Origin of the sequence: Gracilibacillus marinus, from assembly GCF_042651725.1 — a bacterium.
Taxonomy (GTDB): domain Bacteria; phylum Bacillota; class Bacilli; order Bacillales; family Amphibacillaceae; genus Gracilibacillus; species Gracilibacillus marinus.
Genome location: NZ_JBHSDV010000002.1, coordinates 235,263 through 255,577, shown reverse-complemented (window position 1 = coordinate 255,577; position 20,315 = coordinate 235,263). Strand labels below are relative to the sequence as shown.

The window sequence follows — 20,315 nt, the reverse complement described above, 5'->3', positions numbered from 1 at the left end:
CTGGTACAAAAATGTGATTGAAAGTAATGGAGAAACTTTATCCTAACGATAGAACGGCGGCTGGCAGATACATGATGTCAGCTGTCGTTTTTTTATTTCCATAAATTCATGTTTCATCATCCAAATAAGTGGAAGAATAACACTAAGATGATTCTAACTATTTGAAAGGAGTCGTGCATTATGCCGTGGGATACAACGAACTACCCAAGTTCATTGAAAAATTTAGAGACAGCTGTACGGAAGAAAGCAATTGATATTGCGAATGCAATGATAGATGAAGGATACAAGGAAGATCAAGCCATTCCAATTGCAACAGAACAAGCGAAAAAATGGTATGACGATGCATCCGAAAAGGAACGCAATCAAATGATTCAAATGAGCGATGAGGAATTACGTTCTCGTGATGAAGATGCACAATCAAGTAGACCTGAATTATTAGAAAAGGGCGAGCATATTGTGCCACATGAGGACGGATGGGCAGTCCAAACACAAGATGCGAAGCGAGCTTCAGCTGTTTTTGATACGAAAAAAGAAGCAATCGATCGCGCAAAAGAAATAGCACATAATAAAGGGACATCTGTGATTATTCATAATAAGGATGGGTCTATTTCTGGGTGAGAAATGACTAGTACACATAGCTTCTGAGAGCAATCTATGCTTACAGAAGCTAGTGTATTTTCCCATTAATTCAACTCCGGATACACCACTGTCTCATCCTTTTCGACTACTGGAATTGCGCCCCATTTACCTAATTCATGCAGCACCTGTTCACTTTTTCCGTCACGATTTGGAATGAGATGAATGACTTCATACCCTTTTACCGTCAAATCATTACTAATAATCAATCGATGACACCTTGATGGATGACGTTCCGAACACATAATCACACAACAATGCTCTTTCATTAAAGAAAGTAATGATTCTCTTCCCTGCTTAAACAAATCTGTTAGCGTATAATCGGCATAATTGTGGAAAGAACGATTCTCCCATCCTGCATTTAATCTTTCACCAATTTGGCTAGATAACTTTCTTCTTCCACCCAATTTTTCTAAATGCACATAGGTAATTCCTGCATCGTGAAGCCATCGTTCGATTTGGTCTTTGTTAAAATGCGGGCTGCGATTACTTCCAGGTAGTGCTCTAATATCTACCACACAATCAATCGAGCATGACTCTAACATTGTCACAAATTGTTCCTGCGTATGGTTATAATGGCCAACGGTATATAGTTTCAACTTCCTACCCCTCTTTCCTATCAAAAGTTCTCTATATACCTTTTCCCTACTCATTATTCTTTTAATCAGCCATTACTTTTTGCTAAATGTAGTAAGTATCCAAAGGTACAGTCCGATTCCTACAAAGGTGATCGTTGTACTTAAAATAAGCTGTGTTTCCTCTTGCAAGGAAGTGATACTAAGGACATATTCTGGGACAATTAGTAATAAAGTAATGATAATGAGCGCAATAGTTTTGGCCCAAATCGATATCCCTATCAGTAAACCAACCATTAATAGACCAATTACGATACTTCCCGTTTAGCCAAAGTGAATCACTGGTGTGGCGATCGCTTTGTTAAGATAAATCAATCCAATAAATAAAACCATCGGCAATAATGCTATTCCGACGTATACCATGATTTGTTTGGTAAGAGATGTGACTGTAGAAATATACTTAAAACCAATCAAAATTGTAGCGATAAAAATCGCCGCAATCGTGATATGCCCAATCATTTCAAGAATAGAATATGCAAGGTTACCATTCAATAGGTCTAGAAACACCGTAAAAGAAAAAGATCCAAAAACAACCACACAAATATACTTGAACATTGTACGATAATCGACAACCATCTCATCAGAAATCATCTTCATATATTCTTTTCGTGAGTTTCCAATGATTTTATCAACTGATTTTCCATTCTTTTCTGCTTCAGATAAATGATTTTCTAACTCTTCAACAATTGCATCTATCTCATCTGATTTTTTTCCACTTGAAAATAAATAGATTCGTAAGTTATCCAAAAAATCTTGACTCTTTCTCGAAAGCTGCATATTATTTTCCATCTAGTCTCTCTCCTTTTTGAGTTTCTTCTGATTGATTCTCTAGCACATTATTCACACTGTCCTGTAACGTTGCCCAACGATCCATAAAGTTTTGCAACTCTTCTTCCCCCTTCGTTGTTAAAGAGTAATATTTTCTTTTCGGACCAGCTGTCGATTTTTTTAATGTGGAAGTAACAAGTTCTTCTTTCTGCATCCGCATCAATAATGGATAAATAGTCCCTTCACTAAAAGACTCGAATCCATAACTGTCTAGCGTCTCTGCCAGTTCATATCCATACACTTCTTTTCCTTTTATGATTGCTAAAATACAACCATCAATAATCCCTTTTAACATTTGGGTAGATGACACATTTCTCTCTCCTTACTCTCCAGTAACTTGTAATACAAGGTATATAGATATTAGATATCTTGCATTACATGGTAATGATAGATATAGTATAATACTAATTATCTTGCATTACAAGATATATTTTTTATCACCTTGTTTTTATCTTCATCCTTGACAATTTTAGTTAATTATGAGATGATTAATCAGTTAACAAAAAAAGAAGTAACAAATAAGTGTAGCTGGCATTCTACTTGTATTTTCGGAAGATGCTTACTCACACTGGCGCGACTTCGGGGTCGCAAGGACGTAAGAGCAGGTAGGGCTTACGTTGCTTAAGTTAAAAATCCCAGTGGAATATTTACTGCGGTAAAGTGAAATGGATAAATTGAAATTTCCCACCCGATATTATCGGGATTAATAAATAATATACCTTATGTGTTACTTTTTTAGAAAAACAACGATTTTTGAATGAAGATGGATGTTTTTCTTATACTATCAAAGGGGTACTCTTTTAAGTAGGAGTGCCCCTTTTCCAATACTTACTCATAAGAAAGAAGGGTTTATATGCATCAAAAAATTGGTACAATTCAAACATTGCAAGTTCTACGACAAATCGATACTGGCTATGTATTAGAAAATGACATATTATTGCACCATAATGAAGCAAACATAGAACTGACAGATGAAGACACTGTAGAAGTATTTCTTTATCAAGATAAAAAAGGACAAACTGTTGCTACTACTCAATTACCTACAATTCAAATGGACGTATACGGTTGGGCTCCAGTTGTAGAAGTAGTACCGCACTTAGGGGTATTTGTAAATATCGGCACAACAAAAGAAATTCTAGTTTCAAAAGATGACCTTCCGTTATTCGAAGACGTATGGCCAGCTGTTGGTGATGAGCTTTATGTGACTCTTGGCAAAGACCAAAAAGGACGTTTGCTAGCCATTCCAGCAACAGAAGGTGTATTGGAACGCCTATTTGAATTTGCACCAGAGAATATTTTGAACAGTACCGTTACTGGTCGTATTTATCGAACAGATCGAGAAGGTTCTACTGTTATAACAGAAGACGGTTATCGTGGATTTATCCATCATACAGAACGGAAACAAGAGCCTCGATTAGGCGAGCATGTAGAAGGACGTGTGATTGATGTGAAAGAAGATGGCACAATTAACTTGTCTTTACGCCCATTAAAACAACATAGCATGGGTGAAGATGCTGATGCGATTTTAGCCCATCTAGAAGATAATGATGGGGTCATTCCGTTCTCTGACAAAAGCGATCCTGAAGACATTCGTGACACGTTCCATATCAGCAAAGCAGCATTTAAACGAGCACTAGGCAAGTTAATGAAAGAAAAAAGAATTGAACAGCGAGATGGGAAGACTTTCTTGCTATAATTTAGAGAGAAGCCCCACATTCTTTAGGTTCCATTTTATAAGGATGTGGGGTTTCTTTTTTCATCACTTCACCCAAGCTTCCACTTCTGCTAATGTCTCTAGCTCATCTATCCGATCAATGATACCTTCTAATGTGGCAATGTCTTGCTTTTTAATCTTCTCTTCCAGTTCCTTATGAATAGGGGCTACAAATTTTATGATTAAACGAATTGCTGTATTGGCTAAGGCTTCTTGTTTTCCTTCTTGTTTTCCTTCTAGCTTCCCTTCTCTTATTCCTTCCATTATTCCTTCCTTCTTCCCTATCTCTCTACCTTCTTCACGCAAAATATCAGCTAAAGTCATCACTATTTCGCTCCCTTCGTTATATGTTTGTTCTATATACTGTATCATATCATGGAATGTTGTTTTTGTAAGCTGCTGGTCTACTTGAAATACATAGCGCAATAACGTCTCTAGATAGCGTAATCCTGTTTCTTGATCTTCAAGTTGTTGCAAATAATAAATGGCTCTTTTCAGTGTTTTGACCACATCCGTTTTATGACTATTAGAAATATCTCGCCATAATGTGAGGATGATTTTTAACTGCGCTATTCCTATAACAAAAGTGGAAACGACCGTTTAGAAACGTAGCGACTGGAGTGAACCAACTGAGATAAAGGAATCACGGTGAGGTACGAACCGATGATGACTTATACTCAAAGAGTACAAGTGCGACTATACCTCACGTATTCTCATGAGGTAAGTCTTCTATGTCGTAGGGCGGTTTTCGAAGTCGCCTAGTTTCTGGTCGTTGGAACTGGACGTGGCTGACACTGAATATCATCTATTAGGGGTCTCGGCAGAAAAAAGCGGAAAATATACGCTAAGACAATATTTGGAAATGAAAAACCGATTTTCATTACTCTAAGGTATGAAAGCCGGCTTATTATTTCATGTTAAGTGCGTAACTCTCTTAATTCCTTCTTTGTGTTTAAATTAAATTTGTATTCACCTAAAAAGTTGATATGTTCCCATGCTAAATAATCAATTATTTGCTTCAATAGAAACGAAGGAAAAAATATCAATTATCAATTAAAAATCCTGGAGCGCTGTTGCTCCAGGATTTTTAATTGAAAAGTATTATTTTTCTTCGAGATCTTTTAATTTGATTTTCACCTTTTTATCTAATTCTCCAGAAGTATACGTTCCCTCTAGACCATCTGTTTTAACTTTAAATTTACCATTTTTGCTTTGGATTAAGGAATTTCCATCCATTAAGTAGTATAATCCGTTTTCTTCTTTTAAGAAAAGTAAATAATCCTTACCGACTTCGACAGGGTTAATAGCTTGATCCAATGTAATTGTAGATTCTGATTCTCCATAAAGAGTCTTCTTAACCTTAAGTTTAGAAAGTGTCGCTTTCGGCATACCTTCTACTTTTTCTTTTTGTTTATTTGAAATGGGTTCTACAAGTGCTATAAGTTCTGCTTTCCCTAAGAGGGTTTTTGCATCGTAAGTTGGAAAATCAGCATGTACTTCTGGATTGAATGTATTACCACTTGGCGCTGTGTTACTTTTAAGAACATGTGTTGTTAGCGTACCACCAATAATCATACATGTAATTAGCACAGTACCTAATATATATTTCAAAAATATCACCTCTTATTTATATGGTTGAGCTGATTAAAAAACGAATAATTATTGATAAGACTTAACATCAGATATATCATGGGGTTGTGGATGTGTAACAGTATTGCGATCTCTTTCATAGCTCATAATGGAGTTATCTCCCCAACCACTCTCTAAATCATCCAGGAATAATGCATGTCCAAATTCATGGGTAGCCGAACTTTTATATGCAGCTACATAGTCATAGTGTTCAGGATCTTCTCTTATTGATTCACTGTTAACATATATGTCGAAAAAATCAGTATTACCATCACTTCCTACAGTTGGTGAATATAATCCGAACCATGAATAAGCCAAGCTTTTTAAGTAAACATCATTTGAACTATAGGATGATCGATAAAAATTAGTTCCTACATCTTCCTCCCACCAAGATGCCGGGTCATCAAAAACTGAATAGCTTCCAGCTTCAACATCGTAACTAACAGAATAAACACTATAACCAGTTGACAAGTAATGAGCGAATACAGGTGTTGAAAGAAAAAATACTGACAATAAAGCTACAAAAATAATCATTAATTTGTTTTTGTATTTTTTCACTTTTATACCTCCTTTCAACAAATTTTACTATTAATGGATAATATGTGTAAAATCGATTGAAATAGGATTAATTCTAGTGAGCGCTATCATACTTGTTATATCTACTACATACGCTATTTATCTCAAAATTGCATGCATTTTTCTATTAATTTATCATATTTATTGTTAATCAAAATAATTACCAATAGATTGATATATTTACTTAAATCAAAATAAACCCCTTCAACTGAGTAGAGAAGGAGTAAGTGTAACGTCGTTACTGTTACTTTAATATGAGTTTTTTTACTTCTGCTTTAGTATATTCACCTTTACTTCCTAGTTTGTCACTAATATATTTTCCGTCTTGCTCTTGGATAAGACTAGAAGGACTTAAGGAATAAAAATATCCGTTTTTATCTTTTTTAAGAAAAACAAGGTACTCTCTTCCTTGTTCTACGAAATCATTCGATTGATCTAGTTTTATTTCTCCCGAAACACTTCCAGATATAGTCTCAATCACTTCTAATGTTGAGATTTGAACATTTAATTGGTTCTCTTTTTTCTGTTTTTTTGTGTCTTTAACTTTTGCAAAAGCAATTAGATCTGCTCTTTCAGTCATTTCATCTAATGAGAGTGATGGCCAATCTCCTTGTTGAGATCCATCAAATGAACTTTCTTGATTGCTATTACTTTGACATGCGGATATTACGGTAATTAATAATAATACTGAAAGTAAAATAAATAACTTCTTCACAAAACCACTCCTTTCTTTATCAGTCGAATAAAATTGATTATAGGTTACAACTTTTTTCAGATTTATTAGTTACATCCAGTTATCTAATTCACTTGTAAATTTATTTCAATCCTTGCTTCATTTTTTTCATATTCCTTTACTTTTCTATAAAATGTGGGTTTAGACATGTTTACTCTTTCCATAGCAACAACAGATGTAATTTCATTGTTTTTCCATTCATTATTGGGTACCGTCAGGAAAATGCATATTTACAACGTTAAGCCCATTTTTCTGATGCTATCCTTGATGATACCCCTTAACTAGAAGTATTTAAGTACCTATACAATGTTGCACGACTAATATCCGTCATATCAACAATTTCTTTTACACTATACTCTTCTGTATGATATAGTTTCATCGCCTTCATTAGAATTATATCATAAAGGGTCGTTTTTGAGACTAATCTTATTGATACAAAAATAATCTACTTAATTTACAAATCACGTATCAAAACTTATCTAAAAAACAAAATATTAATACTTCCTTTTTTATTGAGTTATGAGACAATAGAAGCATAATTTAACTATTTGAGGTGATTCATATGTTAGTTGGTTATGCTCGTATTTCAACTCAAGATCAAAGTCTTGATTTACAGAAAGATGCCTTGTTACAAATTGGATGTAAAAAGGTATTTACTGATGTTGCAAGTGGTGGGAAAGCATCGAGAACAGGTTTGGAAGATGCTCTAAATTTTTTAAGAAAAGAAGATACCCTCGTTGTCTGGAAATTGGATAGATTAGGACGTTCTCTAAAGCATCTAATTGATTTAGTTAATGATTTAAATGAGCGAGGGATTCATTTTAAAAGTTTACAAGAGAGTATTGATACTTCTACAAGTGGTGGGAAACTGGTATTTCATGTGTTTGGTGCACTAGCAGAGTTTGAACGTGAAATAATCAAAGAACGAACTAAAGCTGGCTTATCTGCTGCAAAAGCAAGAGGTCGTTTAGGCGGTCGCCCCAAAATAATGGATGAAAAGAAAGTAGCAATGGCAAAAAAATTAAGAGAAGATCCTAACCATTCAATTGAAGATATATGTCAAATTCTCGGTGTATCAAGAGCAACATTTTATAGATACTTAAAAGCTGGAGAGAATACAAATGCCATCTAGAGGAAGAGAGATTTTATCGTCAGAACAAAGAGAAGAATATTTGAAAATACCATCACAAATAAATGAAGGTTTATTAAGTGCTTATTTCACACTTACAGAATATGACTTAGAGGTTATTAATAAAAGAAGGAGAGATCAAAATCGGTTAGGCTTTGCTATCCAACTATGTATCTTACGTTACCCAGGTTGGTCGCTTACAGATGTAGAGCCTATTCCTAAGTATATTATTGATCATTTAGCTAAGCAATTACATGTTCGTTCTCAGGAATATGAATCTTATGCTAAGAGGATTTCAACTAAATATGAACATTTAGAAGAAATTAGACAATTATATGGTTATACAAATTTCAATCCATCGGTGTACAGAACTTTTTCTAAATGCCTTTTTAAGTATGCGCTACAATCCGATAATATAACATTTTTGATAACCACATTAATAGATGAACTTCGTAAAAATAAAGTCATACTTCCTGGTATCACAACTTTAGAGCGAATGGTCTGGGAAGCTAGAAAACGTGCTGAGAAGAAAACCTATAAAGAGTTAATAGCTTCACTATCAGGTATGCAAAAAAGGAGTTTATTAGATCTTATTACCGCTCCTGGTAATCAGAATAATAAACGAACCCCTTTAGCTTGGTTAAGAGAAATACCAGGACAATCATCTCCAGATGCCTTTATAAAAATCGCTGAAAGATTAAGATATTTACATGATCTAGACCTTAAAATTAACACTGAAAATGTACACCCAAATCGACTTTTACAGTTAGCACGAGTAGGAGCTCGCTATGACAGCAACTCTTTTTCAAAAAATTTTCAAACACTGATAAAAAATTTGCTATTTTAGTAGCACATCTACATTCTTTAAATCAGAGTTTAATAGATCAAGCAATCGAAGTCCATGACCGGCAAATGATGACGCTACAATCTAAAGGAAGAAAAACACAGGAAGAAATCCAAAAACAAAACGGAAAATCGGTGAATGAAAAGATAAACCATTATGCAAATATAGGCGACGCTCTCATTAAAGCTAAAGATGAAGGTTTAGATCCTTTTAATGTGATTGAATCCATAATGAAGTGGGAAGATGTTTTAGAATCTGTAGAAGAAGCAAAAAGATTAGTACGACCCATGGACTACGATTACTTAGATTTATTAAAAACAAGGTATTCGTACCTTCGAAAGTACACACCAACATTGCTGGAGGCTCTAGAATTTAGATCTACTCAAGCCTCCAAACCATTATTGAATGCCTTAGATACGATTAAAGAGATGAATGAAAACAATAAACGAAAAATTCCTAAAGGAGCACCATTAGATTTTGTTACTAAACGTTGGCAAAAGCATGTTTATGATGAAGAAGGAAATATTAACCGTCAGTATTATGAAATGGCTGCATTAACGGAGTTGAAAAATCAAATACGTTCTGGTGATGTTTGGGTAGTAGGCAGTCGTTTACATAAAGATTTTGAAGAGTACCTTGTGCCAAAAGATAATTGGAATATTGCCCGTAAAAAAGGGACTAACTTAGGTGTGAAAATATCTTATGGTGAATATATTAGCGAACGAATACAATCTTTAAATCAGAGGTTAAAATGGGTGTCAGAAAATATAGAGTCACTTGATGGAATAAATATTGAAAAAGCCAAACTTCGTGTGAATCGTCTAGAAAAAGATACCCCTGAAGATGCTAGAACATATAGTTTATCGTTGTATCATCTACTTCCTAGAATTAAATTAACAGATTTGCTTATTGAGGTTTCAAACTGGACTAAGTTTGATGAACAGTTTATACACGCCTCCACTAATAAGCCGCCAAAAGGGGAAGAAAAAGGAGTATTGATGGCAGCCATTATGGCAATGGGTTCAAATATAGGATTGTCTAAAATGGCAGATGCTACACCAGATATATCTTATTATCAAATGGCAAATACGGCTCAATGGAGACTTCATGATGAAGCAATGATTCGTGCCCAAGCCACTCTTGTTAATTATCAGAATAAACTCCGGTTAACCGATTATTGGGGAAAAGGAACAGCATCATCTTCTGATGGGATGCGTGTACAGGTCGGAGTTTCGTCTTTACATGCCGATTCAAATCCACATTATGGAGTTGGGAAAGGAACCACGATTTATAGATTTACAAGTGACCAATATTCAACCTTCTATACAAAAATAATAAATACAAATGCAAGAGATGCTGTTCATGTAATAGATGGATTACTTAACCATGAATCAGACTTAAATATTGATGAGCATTATACAGATACTGCGGGTTATACTGATTTAGTATTTGGATTAAGTCATTTATTAGGATTTAGATTTGCACCGCGACTCAGAGATTTATCTGATGTTAAACTTTTTACTATCAATCAGCCAAATGAGTTTCCCAATCTAGAAAAGATTCTTCGGGGAAGAATCAACCTAAAGCTAATTGAAAATAACTATGACGATGTATTACGATTAGCTCATTCGATTCGAGAAGGTACCGTTTCAGGATCACTTATAATGGGGAAACTAGGTTCCTATGCTCGCCAAAATAAATTAGCAGCAGCTTTAAGAGAAATGGGAAGAATAGAAAAAACTATTTTTATATTAGATTACATTTCTAGTGAAGCATTGCGTCATCGTATACAAAAAGGGTTAAACAAAGGGGAAGCTATGAATGGACTAGCAAGGGCTTTATTCTTTGGGAAACGTGGGGAATTACGTGAAAAAGGTATACACCAGCAATTACAACGAGCGAGTGCACTTAATATTTTAATAAATGCTGTAAGTGTATGGAATACAGTTTATTTATCAGAGGCAATTAAAGTACAAAAACAGAACGGTACTTTTCGAGAAGATCTAATTCCCCATGTATCACCATTAGCATGGGAACATATCAACCTTTTAGGTGAATACAAATTTAATTTAAATACAAAGAAGGAATTAAGAGAGTTACGCACTTAACATGAAATAATAAGCCGGCTTTCATACCTTAGAGTAATGAAAATCGGCTTTTCATTTCCAAATATTGTCTTAGCGTATATTTTCCGCTTTTTTCTGCCGAGACCCCTATTAGTATATACTCAAAATCAGGAACATATGCCCACAGTTCTTGTGGCATGTCATCTGCATTTTCGATATGTTCACTTAAAGCAATCGGTGCACGCCATTTGTGCTTACTGTGGAAAAATACGACAGGTAAAACGAACGGAACTTTACTAGCTTCAGACTGATTGTTTTTCCAGATTTCCAACATATACTGTAATAATTGAAAAATCACGGTTGGAGAAGGATAACTTTTGTGCTCTAGTAATAAGTACAAATAGCCAATACTCCCGTTTATCTCTACTCGAAATAATAAATCTGAAAAAAACTCCTCCAATTCTTTTGTAATAAAACTGTCCTTTTGTGTTTCTAATGTGTTGGAATTGACGTATGCAGCAATGTCAGGTGGCAAATAATGTTCAATAAATGATTTCGTCACTTCGATGTTGGAAAACGTTTCTTTGAAGAACTTGTCGTGCGGATTGTGGACAGACATGTGGATTCACCTATTTCGTTATAGTGTGATGCGAAGTACGAATGTATGTTCTATACACACTATACAACATGCCTCACAATCTGTATAGCTATTTCAAGTAACTTTACATTAAGTTTACAAAAAAGAGAGGGACACTCCCCCTCTCCCTACTATTCCATTAACAAATACATGTCTCCCGCTTTTTTCCTAATCTGTCCATTGCCTCAACTTTTTCAATATAATCAAGCGCAACAGGCACCTTACAAGCAGTATTTCCTACATTCACTTGTACTTTTCCTATTGCTTCTCCCACCTTTTTTGCCTCTTGGGTCAATGTTTCCACATAGCTTCCTACAGCAATCACAAATGTATTCATCACATAACGGACGCGATTCCGCTCCTCATGCACATGCTCTTTTACTCTATTTAATAGCGTGCGAATTTCATCTAGGTCTAATGCTTCATCAGGTGTGATGGATACATAATTTGCATACGTGCTCCAGCCAGCAACAGCAATCATTTCTTCCTCTGCCTGGATCCACTCTCTTGCCAACTCGATTGCATGATTACTTTCAGCAGTAACCTGTGCGACCGTATATTCCGCAAGCATATACCAATTCGCCTTCTTTACCCAATCCTGTAGTAATTCTTTCGACAATAGCTTCGGTTGAACGGAAAGGCCTGCTAAATACATCGCATCATGATTCCCTGATTGATACAGCTGTAATGCTAATTCTTGATCTTTTTTCACAAATTTGACCAACTTTTTCAAATCACCAATCTTTACACCATAATAGGACCCTTTTACCCCATGGTTATGATAAATCTTCCTTGTTTGCTCTGAACCTAATTGCTCCAATTGTCGCATTATCTCTTCATAAGTCATATCCGTCACCCCTTCAGCATTTTTGCTATTTACACTATCTTAACAAAAAAATTTCATTTTCGCCCCAACCTTTTGTCTAATAAAATTGATAATACTAGTAAAAGGAATCTTTTATTTTACAAAGCAAAGGGGAAATAAAATCATGAATTATCTAAAAGAACTACAAGCATTTCGAGAATACTTATTACAACACCACCTGCCAACAAGCTCCATCGTTCTATGGCACACATTGATGCTCGTGAATAACTCCACTGGTTGGAAGAGGAAATTTGAAGCATCCAACTCGCTCATCCATCAGCTATGCGGACTATCAAGACAGACGCTTGACAATGCCCGAAAAACATTGCAAGAAAAAGGGTTACTTCAGTATATTCCAGGCAAAAAAGGCACCGCACCAATGTATGTACTCCACTCTGTCACAGAACAACTACCATCCTATGCCACAACAGATAAATCATTAGCAACATCTAAATCCATTCGTCAAAAAAACGAGACAATATTTGACAATAATCCTGCCACAAAAACAGATATGCACCTACAACAAAACAATCATTTTGACCAATCGATTGACACATATCCTACAGCAAATCAGCACAAACCTAAAGATATACAAAAAGAAAAAGAGAGAAGAAGACGCACGCATGAAGAAGAAGTTTACAAGACCTTTGACGAAAATATTGGCACATCGAGTAAAATCGTCCGTGATTATCTACGAGAATGGACCACAAAACTCAGTGCAGATATGGTCATCGCAGCAATCAAGCTCGGTGCGAGAAATGGCGCACGGACTTTTGCCTATATCGAGAAAATTTTGCAAGAATGGGACACTGCCAAAATTGAAACAATCGAACAACTTGAAAAACAACAACACCGTAAAATACAAGCGCAACAAAGCAATAACAAAAGAGTGCTAGACAAGCTACGAAAGGGTGGTGCGCAATGACAAGAGAGGAGGCCATTCTCATTTTGGAGAATATTTCCGCACTCTATTCCAAATTCGAATTGTCCGAACGAAAAGCAGAGCTACTCTTACCAATACTCGAGCAAATGGATTACAATGGTGTCATTAAAAAGTTGACTGCATATGCAGCAAAAGAACCATTTCCACCAACGATTGATGCTATTTCCTGTTACTTACCTGAAACCAATCTGAACCTAAAGCAAATGCATATATGGAAAAAGGAAGCAGCACAAGTCTCGACAGAAGTGAAGCGAGCATTCTATTCTCAATTCCAACAACTTATTGAAGGAAAAGCAACCAATGACAATGATTAATCATGACGCAGAAGTCGCTGTATTAGGATCATTACTAGTCGATGGTACGTTAATCCGAACGTTAACATTACAACCCGAACACTTTTACCATATACATCACCGTAAAATCTTTGAAGCAATGGTTCATGCAGAAAAAGAAAAGCAATGCATCGATTTCGTCATTGTTACGACATATTTAGGGAACGATATTCAGGAAATTGGTGGCGTATCTTACTTATCTGAGCTGACAGAATCTATTGCCACAACAGCGAATATCCTACACCACGAGCAATTAATCAAGGATAGTTATCGTAACCGCAAAAGTCGTGAAATCGCGCTACACTTTTCCAAAAATCCAACAGAACAAGGGCTAGATGCTTTAATCAAAAATCTACAAGCATTACAAGATGAGATAGCCATAACTACAGAAAAATCAACATTTGACTATTTAATCGAACTTACAGAAGATATGTTTGCAAATCACGGTCCGACTGGTTGGTTGTCTTCTTATAATGAGCTTGATGACATGACAGGCGGTTGGCAAAAAGGAGACCTCATCATTGTTGCAGCAAGGCCTTCTGTTGGAAAGACCGCATTCGCATTAAACTTAGCTGCAAATCATTGCACAAATGGCTATGCCACGACGATTATTAGTTTGGAAATGGGGACAAAACATCTATTACAGCGCATGATTTCTGCAAAAGCACATATTAACAATCAAAAATGGCGAAATGCATTATTTTCAGAAACAGACTACAAACGCGCAAGCATCGTCGTAGGGCAAATGGCGGAGTGGAATTTGAAAATTTTCGACAAAAAACGAACCATTAGTGATATTCGTTCCACAATTAGGCAACAAATTTACCACCAACAAGCACAGAAGCATTTGATTATTATTGACTACTTACAACTCATCACTCCAACGAAACAATATGATAGGGAAGATATCGCAATCGGTGAGATTACACGCGAACTAAAGCTTCTAGCTATTGAACTAGACATCCCAATTATACTCATTTCTCAACTCTCTCGTGGTGTCGAATCAAGGCAAAACAAACGTCCACTCATGTCAGACTTAAGAGGGTCTGGCAATATTGAACAAGATGCAGATGTGATTATGTTCTTATATCGTGATACGTATTATGAAAAAGGAAGTAATAACGAAAGTACAGTTGAAGTCATTTTGTCCAAACAACGAAATGGTCCAGTCGGCACTGTCGAATTAGGTTTTCATTCAGAGTATGGGGAATTTATTAATGCAACAGAAACATGACTTATTTCTCACTCCACATTTCCTATTATTTTACTAGATCAAAATAGCCCAAGCTGCTACAATAAGATACAAATTAGTAAAACTTGGATTCTAGAAATGGCGGAAATTAGGAGGGGCATGTTCGTTGGAAATAGATAAGCGACTGATCACAAACTCAGCTACAGGAAATATGTTGAAGGAAATCGCGTCAAGCTTACAAGAATGTAAACAATTTTACTTCAGTGTAGCGTTTATTAACTTTAGTGGACTTCAATTATTGCTTGATCCACTGAAACAAGCAGGAAAAAAAGGTGTCAAAGGAAAAATTATTACATCTACCTACCTTCATTTTACGGATGTGAAATCATTAGAAAAGATAAACACATTTGATACGATTGACTTGAAGGTATTCGTGACAGATGAATTAGACAGAGGTTTTCATACAAAAGCATATATTTTTGAATACGACGACTTTTACAAAATCTTTATCGGTTCCTCTAATATTACCCAGAGCGCATTAAAAAGTAATGTCGAGTGGAATGTCGAAATTATTTCTAAGCATGAAGATGATTTTGTCCAAACAATACTAAAAGAATATGCCGAAATATGGGATCTAAGCACTGTTGCAGACGCAAAATTTATGACAAAATACCAAGAAATGCTCGAGAAAATGGAACAAGTCGTCACACAGCAAAAACAACTTGTTGCACAAAAAGATTCCTATATTATCCCGAACAATATGCAGCGCAGAGCAATGGATAATTTACATAGATTACGAGAATACGGCGAAACAAAAGCACTCGTCATCGCTGCAACAGGTACAGGGAAAACATATATGTCTGCATTCGATGTAAAAAATGTGAGGCCAAAACGGCTATTATTTCTTGTGCATCGTGAGGAAATTTTACGAAAAGCAAAGGAAACATTCGAACTACTTTTGCCAAATGAGAAGATTACTTTTGGTTTACTAACAGGTAACGCAAAAGACTACAATGCGGAGTATCTATTCGCAAACATTCGTACAATGTCTAAGCATTACGAGAAATTTCAATCAGATACTTTTGATTATATTATTTATGATGAAGCACACCATGCTACAAGTCCTTCTTATCAACATGTGATGGAGTACTTCCAACCACAATTCACATTAGGTATGACAGCGACACCGGAGCGAGCAGACCACCATAATGTGTTCGATTTATTTGATAACAATGTGGCATTAGAAGTGCGTCTACACGAAGCATTAGAAGAAGATTTAGTGATTCCATTTCACTATTTTGGTGTGACAGATATTGACGAGGTAGACCTTAGTGATGTAGACATTGACAATATTGCGGAAATAACGAAACGACTAAAAGTACACGAGCGCGTAGATTTTATCATAGAAAATATGGAGTTTTACAGTCATGACACGAATAAGCGCAAATGTATTGGTTTTTGCGTAAGTAGAGATCATGCACAATACATGGCAGAGGAGTTTAACAAGCGTGGCTATACGAGTATTGCTTTAGATGGGGACGATTCCATTGAAAAGCGAGCGATGTATATTACGCGTCTAGAAGATGAAAATGACCCCTTAACCGTCATTTTTACTGTCGATATTTTCAATGAAGGTGTCGATATTCCATCAATTAATTCTGTATTAATGCTACGGCCGACGAATTCACCGATCGTATTTATCCAGCAATTAGGGCGAGGGCTACGTAAGCATCCAATGAAAAGTTATCTTACTGTGCTTGATTTTATCGGTAATCATAGTAAAACATTCTTAATTGCACTCGCACTGAATGGAAATAGATATTATGACAAAGAAAGCTTAAAAGTGGCGATTGCGACAGGCTTTGCGAACATTCCTGGCAACACACATATCCAACTAGATGAAATCTCGCAAGAACGAATTCTTGCACAAATTGACCAAGAAAATTTTAATTCGATGAAATATTTGAAAGAAGAGTATTTTGAATTCAAAAAACTGAATAGTGGTCGCACACCGCTTTACTTAATGAATTATCTCAAATATGATGGTGCGCCAGATCCAGTCAAATTCATCGATAAAGCGAAGACATATATCGGGTTTGTTGCAAAAGTAGAGAAGGATGAACAGCTAAAAGTGTTGTTATATGATGAAACATTTGAAGCTGTACTAAAAGAATTGTCTAGTATGCTGCCATTGAAAAGAATCTATGAATTTGTGATATTGCGTTATCTATTGACACACACTTCCATCTCTATTCCACAAGCAATGCAAGAGATTAAAAAGGAAATAGCAGATGTCGACGAAGATAGTGTGTTGCATGCATTCCAATGCTTGAATCAAGACTTCTATGATCACTTGCAACAAAAGAACAAGCCAAAACTTTGCACACATCACAACAGTGTATTAACAAAAACAGAGACATTCGCACAGTTTGTGGAGACAGATCATGAGAAAAGTAGATTGATAGCTGATGTCATTCATTTTGGTATTTTTAGATACCATAAAGAATTTAAGAACACCTACTATGGCGTACCTTTCCTGAAGCTTTATGAGCAATATCAAATGATAGATGCAGCATTATTATCTAATTATCGAAAAATACACTCTTCCTTCAGAGGCCAAGGATTATTAACAAATGGGAAGGAATATTTTTTATTCGTTGATTTGCATAAAGAAGAGGATATTAAAGACAGCATCAACTACAATGACATGTTTTTAGATCGGAAGTATTTCCAATGGGAAACGCCAAACAGTACAAGACAAGCATCCGAGCGTGGAAAGAACATACTTTTCAATCAACAAAATCACATTCATTTGCACCTATTCGTTCGAAAATACAAACAAATTGAAAAAGGGAAAACAGAGCCTTTCATCTATATCGGAAAAGGAAATACCGTATCCTACCAAGGAGAACAACCAATACAAGTAAAGCTAGAACTAGAACACGAAGTCCCAGAACGACTGTATACAGAATTTACGGAGAGAGTATAACAAAAGCGGAAACGCCCGTTAAGAAACGTAGGGACTGGAGTGAACCAACTGAGATAAAGTGAGACTTCAATCAGTCAGAGTTGTTAAACTCTGACTGATTGGTAGCGAAACTTATCAGGGTGTTAGTGACTGTTTACCCACAACACAGAATTACCTTTTCACACTTCATATTATGTTGTGGGTATTACAGTCGCTTCACCGTGGAAAAGGAATCACGGTGAGCTTGCGAATCGATGATGACTTATTGATAGTTGATTAGTGAAGTCTCCTAGTTTTTGGTCACTTGAGCTAGACGCAACAAAAGCGAAAGTGACCGATTAAAAACGTAGAGACTGAAAAAAAGAGAAAGCACTACCCAAGTGCTTCCTCTTCTTTCCCCATCACTTTATTCACTGCTGGTATATCTGCAGGCGCCCAGTCAATAGATCGCAAATACGGAATCGGTAACCAGATTAACTTCGCATGTTCTGTTGCGATTGGCGTACCTTCTACTATTTTTGCATCCATTGCAATTAAATGAATAATGAACGTCTCATATTCATGTGTATGTTTATTTAAGATATCACCTGCTTTTATTTTACATTTCAATTCTTCTTCTATCTCACGCTCTAACGCTTCCTGATAATTCTCGCCTTCCTCTACTTTGCCACCAGGAAATTCCCACATATTCGGAATAGCCATTTCATGTGACCGCAATGCACACAATATCTCATTCGCTTCATTACGAATCACAGCAGCTACTACATTGACTGTCTTTTTCATTTTGAATGCCTCCATTTAGTTGATGGTTTTATTATAGCAGATCTAGTTATGTGTATCTTTATCCGCTATGTCATTCTTTATATAATGAAAAGGCTTTCTTTAACAAATAGCATACTCTCCAAATGTTTGATATGATAATACTATAAAAATGTTTCGAAAGTCTTTCCATTTTTAGTAAATGAAAAAGGGGGCTATTTCATTCGTGAAAGAATTCTATAAAGTCCTAATAGTGGATGACGAGATGCTTATTCGTCAAGGGATCATTAATTATATTGAATGGGAGAATGAAGGATATAAAATAATAGGGGAAGCATCAAATGGGGAAGAAGCGCTTGAAATATTAGATAGAGACCAACCACACATACTTATCACAGATATTGTCATGCCAGGAATGGATGGTATAGAACTCGTCAAGTATGTAAAAGAACATTTCCCTTCCATTGAAATCATAGTATTGAGTAGTTTTGAAGATTTTGATTATGTGAAACAAACATTCCAAAATGGAGTTGCTGATTACATTCTCAAACCAAAATTAAATACGAAAGATTTATTACATACACTACACAGAATCACACAAGAACAAACCAAAACGCATCGTCCTCAAGTGAACAAATACTCTATTGAAGATGCACTCAAAAAAACAGTCGAAGGCTATCAATCTATCCGGGAAATGGAAATGATTCGCAATTTATTTACATTTGATACCTTTATGATACTCGAGATACTTTTTAAAAAGGACTACACTAATACATGGACTACTACTAGAATAAAAGCCGTATTAAGCAATATAACAAGTGATTTTATATGCTATCAAATACCATTGCACGAAGATAACTTGATTATTCTATTCAATTTTAGTAAAGATGACCTTAATAAAATAAAAGAAAAAATCCAAACTATCTCTAATCAACAACCAACATCTGAACACAAAAGTAAATGGCTTATTAGTAAAACTTTTGACTCAGTTAATGATTTAAAGAAAATATATGAAACCAATCATACTACAATGCAAAGATATATGTTTTATCTACCAAATCAAGTATTTCTAACTTTTGATACATTACCTGAAGGGGACAAAAAAATCATTCAATTTGATTTAAATCACATGATTTATTTATTTAAAAGAAAACAATTTCAAGAAGCATATCAATATGTAAATCAACATATCGAGATATTATCCAATCACTATGAAAAAGACGTATTCGAATTCAAATCATGGTTAGAAAATATCCTCTTTAATATCATTGTTTTACTAGGCAACATGGATTATGACACAAGCGAACTTGATGCATATAAATATAACTACTTTTCTGATATAAACGATGCATTTCACGTTCAAGATGCCATTAATACATTTCAACATTTTCTTAAGAAAGTGGATGAAGTTCTTCTACCTGATATAAGCGAAAACGTAACAAATATTCAATTAATATTAGATTATATCGAGAATCACTATAATGAAAATTTGACATTACAAACTTTAGCCGATCACTTTCATTTTAATCCTTCTTACCTTTCTAGTTATTTTAGCAAGCATCATAAGGAAGGATTTAGTGAGTATTTAAATACTATAAGAGTAAAAAAGGCAGCAGAAATACTTATTCAATCAGACTTGTCGATTTCAGCGATTAGTGAAGAAGTGGGCTATTCCAATCCAAGTTATTTTACTAAAGTTTTTAAACGGATTATTAAACAGTCACCTAGCCAATATCGAAAATTGAATAAACAGATGAATTGAGGACTAGACCATGGGTAGCATTTTACGAATCATCAAGAGAAACACTCTATTTTTCAAAATTTTTGTA

At 35.3% G+C, this 20,315-nt stretch carries 19 protein-coding genes and 2 pseudogenes; 9 read left to right on the top strand and 12 right to left on the bottom strand.

The genetic code is table 11. The annotated features are described in order from the left end of the window. Positions 1 to 180: 180 nt before the first annotated feature. Positions 181 to 618: a DUF2188 domain-containing protein gene (locus tag ACFOZ1_RS09065; RefSeq protein ID WP_390198634.1), complete on the top strand. Its 438-nt coding sequence runs from the start codon at positions 181 to 183 to the stop codon at positions 616 to 618. A gap of 65 nt (positions 619 to 683) precedes the next feature. Here the strand turns inward: ACFOZ1_RS09065 and ACFOZ1_RS09060 are convergent, their stop codons facing one another. The 3 genes from ACFOZ1_RS09060 to ACFOZ1_RS09050 all read right to left on the bottom strand — a co-directional run bounded on the left by ACFOZ1_RS09060 (position 684) and on the right by ACFOZ1_RS09050 (position 2,394). Next, positions 684 to 1,235, bottom strand: a complete 552-nt coding sequence (locus tag ACFOZ1_RS09060) for a DUF488 domain-containing protein (protein ID WP_390198632.1) — start codon at positions 1,233 to 1,235, stop codon at positions 684 to 686. Between the two features lie 300 nt (positions 1,236 to 1,535). Next, positions 1,536 to 2,060, bottom strand: coding sequence for a DUF1129 family protein (locus tag ACFOZ1_RS09055; RefSeq protein ID WP_390198630.1), 525 nt, complete (start codon positions 2,058 to 2,060; stop codon positions 1,536 to 1,538). Next, the gene (locus ACFOZ1_RS09050) at positions 2,050 to 2,394 is read right to left on the bottom strand and encodes a PadR family transcriptional regulator (RefSeq protein WP_390198999.1); all 345 of its coding nucleotides are present in this window, start codon (positions 2,392 to 2,394) and stop codon (positions 2,050 to 2,052) included. Before ACFOZ1_RS09050 ends, ACFOZ1_RS09055 begins: the two co-directional genes overlap by 11 nt. 558 nt (positions 2,395 to 2,952) lie before the next feature. On the opposite strand from ACFOZ1_RS09050, the gene ACFOZ1_RS09045 reads away from it, so the two are divergent. Continuing rightward, the gene (locus ACFOZ1_RS09045; protein ID WP_390198628.1) at positions 2,953 to 3,795 is read left to right on the top strand and encodes a CvfB family protein; all 843 of its coding nucleotides are present in this window, start codon (positions 2,953 to 2,955) and stop codon (positions 3,793 to 3,795) included. Between the two features lie 63 nt (positions 3,796 to 3,858). On the opposite strand, the gene ACFOZ1_RS09040 is transcribed toward ACFOZ1_RS09045, so the two are convergent. The 6 genes and pseudogenes from ACFOZ1_RS09040 to ACFOZ1_RS09015 all read right to left on the bottom strand — a co-directional run bounded on the left by ACFOZ1_RS09040 (position 3,859) and on the right by ACFOZ1_RS09015 (position 7,130). After that, positions 3,859 to 4,290 carry an RpnC/YadD family protein gene (locus ACFOZ1_RS09040; RefSeq protein ID WP_390198626.1) on the bottom strand — a complete coding sequence of 144 codons (432 nt, stop codon included), beginning with the start codon at positions 4,288 to 4,290 and terminating at the stop codon, positions 3,859 to 3,861. 624 nt (positions 4,291 to 4,914) lie between these two features. Then, positions 4,915 to 5,424, bottom strand: a complete 510-nt coding sequence (locus ACFOZ1_RS09035) for a hypothetical protein (RefSeq protein ID WP_390198625.1) — start codon at positions 5,422 to 5,424, stop codon at positions 4,915 to 4,917. Between the two features lie 48 nt (positions 5,425 to 5,472). Then, a complete protein-coding gene (locus tag ACFOZ1_RS09030; RefSeq protein WP_390198624.1) occupies positions 5,473 to 6,000 on the bottom strand; it encodes a zinc metalloprotease in 528 nt (175 codons plus the stop codon). Between the two features lie 262 nt (positions 6,001 to 6,262). Beyond that, positions 6,263 to 6,733, bottom strand: coding sequence for a hypothetical protein (locus ACFOZ1_RS09025; RefSeq protein WP_390198622.1), 471 nt, complete (start codon positions 6,731 to 6,733; stop codon positions 6,263 to 6,265). An 83-nt stretch (positions 6,734 to 6,816) separates the two neighbouring features. Continuing rightward, positions 6,817 to 6,951 (bottom strand): annotated as a pseudogene (locus tag ACFOZ1_RS09020) (recombinase family protein); the annotation flags it as partial. A gap of 77 nt (positions 6,952 to 7,028) precedes the next feature. Further along, positions 7,029 to 7,130, bottom strand: a complete 102-nt coding sequence (locus ACFOZ1_RS09015) for a helix-turn-helix domain-containing protein (RefSeq protein WP_390198620.1) — start codon at positions 7,128 to 7,130, stop codon at positions 7,029 to 7,031. 183 nt (positions 7,131 to 7,313) lie between these two features. Between ACFOZ1_RS09015 and ACFOZ1_RS09010 the strand changes: the two genes are divergently transcribed. Both ACFOZ1_RS09010 and ACFOZ1_RS09005 read left to right on the top strand, forming a co-directional pair. Continuing rightward, positions 7,314 to 7,883, top strand: a complete 570-nt coding sequence (locus ACFOZ1_RS09010; RefSeq protein WP_390198618.1) for a recombinase family protein — start codon at positions 7,314 to 7,316, stop codon at positions 7,881 to 7,883. Then, a pseudogene (locus ACFOZ1_RS09005) lies at positions 7,873 to 10,832 on the top strand (Tn3 family transposase). Before ACFOZ1_RS09010 ends, ACFOZ1_RS09005 begins: the two are co-directional and overlap by 11 nt. 28 nt (positions 10,833 to 10,860) lie before the next feature. Here ACFOZ1_RS09005 and ACFOZ1_RS09000 read toward each other — a convergent pair. Together ACFOZ1_RS09000 and ACFOZ1_RS08995 are read right to left on the bottom strand one after the other, a co-directional pair. Then, positions 10,861 to 11,409, bottom strand: a complete 549-nt coding sequence (locus ACFOZ1_RS09000; RefSeq protein ID WP_390198617.1) for an Rpn family recombination-promoting nuclease/putative transposase — start codon at positions 11,407 to 11,409, stop codon at positions 10,861 to 10,863. A gap of 157 nt (positions 11,410 to 11,566) precedes the next feature. Then, the gene (locus tag ACFOZ1_RS08995) at positions 11,567 to 12,274 is read right to left on the bottom strand and encodes a DNA alkylation repair protein (RefSeq protein WP_390198615.1); all 708 of its coding nucleotides are present in this window, start codon (positions 12,272 to 12,274) and stop codon (positions 11,567 to 11,569) included. 142 nt (positions 12,275 to 12,416) lie between these two features. Between ACFOZ1_RS08995 and ACFOZ1_RS08990 the strand changes: the two genes are divergently transcribed. The 4 genes from ACFOZ1_RS08990 to ACFOZ1_RS08975 all read left to right on the top strand — a co-directional run bounded on the left by ACFOZ1_RS08990 (position 12,417) and on the right by ACFOZ1_RS08975 (position 17,748). Continuing rightward, entirely contained in the window at positions 12,417 to 13,217 is an 801-nt protein-coding gene (locus tag ACFOZ1_RS08990) for a DnaD domain-containing protein (protein WP_390198613.1), read from the top strand. Next, complete coding sequence (locus ACFOZ1_RS08985) at positions 13,214 to 13,549, top strand: hypothetical protein (protein ID WP_390198611.1); 336 nt, start codon at positions 13,214 to 13,216, stop codon at positions 13,547 to 13,549. The genes ACFOZ1_RS08990 and ACFOZ1_RS08985 overlap by 4 nt, the downstream gene beginning before the upstream one ends. Then, the gene (locus ACFOZ1_RS08980; protein ID WP_390198609.1) at positions 13,536 to 14,801 is read left to right on the top strand and encodes a replicative DNA helicase; all 1,266 of its coding nucleotides are present in this window, start codon (positions 13,536 to 13,538) and stop codon (positions 14,799 to 14,801) included. Before ACFOZ1_RS08985 ends, ACFOZ1_RS08980 begins: the two co-directional genes overlap by 14 nt. Positions 14,802 to 14,925: 124 nt before the next feature. Then, positions 14,926 to 17,748: a DEAD/DEAH box helicase gene (locus tag ACFOZ1_RS08975; protein ID WP_390198607.1), complete on the top strand. Its 2,823-nt coding sequence runs from the start codon at positions 14,926 to 14,928 to the stop codon at positions 17,746 to 17,748. 351 nt (positions 17,749 to 18,099) lie between these two features. On the opposite strand, the gene ACFOZ1_RS08970 is transcribed toward ACFOZ1_RS08975, so the two are convergent. Beyond that, positions 18,100 to 18,510, bottom strand: coding sequence for a (deoxy)nucleoside triphosphate pyrophosphohydrolase (locus ACFOZ1_RS08970; protein ID WP_390198605.1), 411 nt, complete (start codon positions 18,508 to 18,510; stop codon positions 18,100 to 18,102). A 202-nt stretch (positions 18,511 to 18,712) separates the two neighbouring features. Between ACFOZ1_RS08970 and ACFOZ1_RS08965 the strand changes: the two genes are divergently transcribed. Continuing rightward, positions 18,713 to 20,248 (top strand): response regulator transcription factor, encoded by a 1,536-nt coding sequence (locus ACFOZ1_RS08965; protein WP_390198603.1) that lies wholly within the window; start codon positions 18,713 to 18,715, stop codon positions 20,246 to 20,248. Positions 20,249 to 20,315: the final 67 nt, after the last annotated feature.

Bases quoted from the DNA above. Each gene is read 5' to 3' on its own strand.
- ACFOZ1_RS09065 (WP_390198634.1), top strand. From the start codon at position 181: ATGCCGTGGGATACAACGAACTACCCAAGTTCATTGAAAAATTTAGAG.
- ACFOZ1_RS09055 (WP_390198630.1), bottom strand. From the start codon at position 2,060: ATGGAAAATAATATGCAGCTTTCGAGAAAGAGTCAAGATTTTTTGGAT.
- ACFOZ1_RS09050 (WP_390198999.1), bottom strand. From the start codon at position 2,394: ATGTTAAAAGGGATTATTGATGGTTGTATTTTAGCAATCATAAAAGGA.
- ACFOZ1_RS09045 (WP_390198628.1), top strand. From the start codon at position 2,953: ATGCATCAAAAAATTGGTACAATTCAAACATTGCAAGTTCTACGACAA.
- ACFOZ1_RS09015 (WP_390198620.1), bottom strand. From the start codon at position 7,130: ATGAAACTATATCATACAGAAGAGTATAGTGTAAAAGAAATTGTTGAT.
- ACFOZ1_RS09010 (WP_390198618.1), top strand. From the start codon at position 7,314: ATGTTAGTTGGTTATGCTCGTATTTCAACTCAAGATCAAAGTCTTGAT.
- ACFOZ1_RS09000 (WP_390198617.1), bottom strand. From the start codon at position 11,409: ATGTCTGTCCACAATCCGCACGACAAGTTCTTCAAAGAAACGTTTTCC.
- ACFOZ1_RS08995 (WP_390198615.1), bottom strand. From the start codon at position 12,274: ATGACTTATGAAGAGATAATGCGACAATTGGAGCAATTAGGTTCAGAG.
- ACFOZ1_RS08990 (WP_390198613.1), top strand. From the start codon at position 12,417: ATGAATTATCTAAAAGAACTACAAGCATTTCGAGAATACTTATTACAA.
- ACFOZ1_RS08985 (WP_390198611.1), top strand. From the start codon at position 13,214: ATGACAAGAGAGGAGGCCATTCTCATTTTGGAGAATATTTCCGCACTC.
- ACFOZ1_RS08980 (WP_390198609.1), top strand. From the start codon at position 13,536: ATGACAATGATTAATCATGACGCAGAAGTCGCTGTATTAGGATCATTA.
- ACFOZ1_RS08970 (WP_390198605.1), bottom strand. From the start codon at position 18,510: ATGAAAAAGACAGTCAATGTAGTAGCTGCTGTGATTCGTAATGAAGCG.